The following is a 371-nucleotide window of genomic DNA, read 5'->3' as shown; positions in this document are numbered from 1 at the left end:
CCCGATGGCTCGTCTGGTGCAGGAAAAGGTCAAAAAACCACTGGCAGAGAAAATTCTGTTTGGGGAGTTGGCACGTGGAGGGGATGTGATGGTTCAGGTCGAGGACGGCGAACTGGTCGTTGTGGTACCTGAAGAGGTTTCTGCCTGAAAAGGCAGTAACCAGACTGTGATTTGGTAGTCTGTGGCCCCACCTGTCAGGTAGGGGTCACAGATATCACAGCCGGTTAGCGGGCGCGATAGGTAATTCGGCCTTTACTGAGGTCGTAGGGAGTCAGCTCAACCTTGACCTTGTCACCAGTCAGAATGCGGATATAGTTCTTGCGCATCTTTCCAGAGATATGAGCCGTAACCACGTGACCATTTTCAAGTTT

General features: G+C 51.8%; 2 protein-coding genes. One reads left to right on the top strand and one right to left on the bottom strand.

What is annotated here, in order from left to right; genetic code table 11:
• Positions 1-4 precede the first annotated feature (4 nt).
• On the top strand, positions 5-148 hold the full coding sequence (locus Q4563_RS17100) for a hypothetical protein (RefSeq protein WP_336623045.1): 144 nt from the start codon (positions 5-7) through the stop codon (positions 146-148).
• 76 nt (positions 149-224) lie between these two features.
• On the opposite strand, the gene infA is transcribed toward Q4563_RS17100, so the two are convergent.
• Positions 225-371, bottom strand: a 147-nt coding sequence (gene infA / locus Q4563_RS17095) for a translation initiation factor IF-1 (protein ID WP_303605345.1), incomplete at its 5' end; no start/stop codon positions are given.

The sequence above is a fragment of the Gilvimarinus sp. 1_MG-2023 genome (assembly GCF_030548285.1).
The sequence above is the reverse complement of the archived record's forward strand: the minus strand, read 5'-3'. Positions and strand labels throughout refer to the sequence as shown.

Excerpts from the sequence above, each read along its gene's own strand:
- Q4563_RS17100 (WP_336623045.1), top strand. The coding sequence starts at position 5 with ATGGCTCGTCTGGTGCAGGAAAAGGTCAAAAAACCACTGGCAGAGAAA.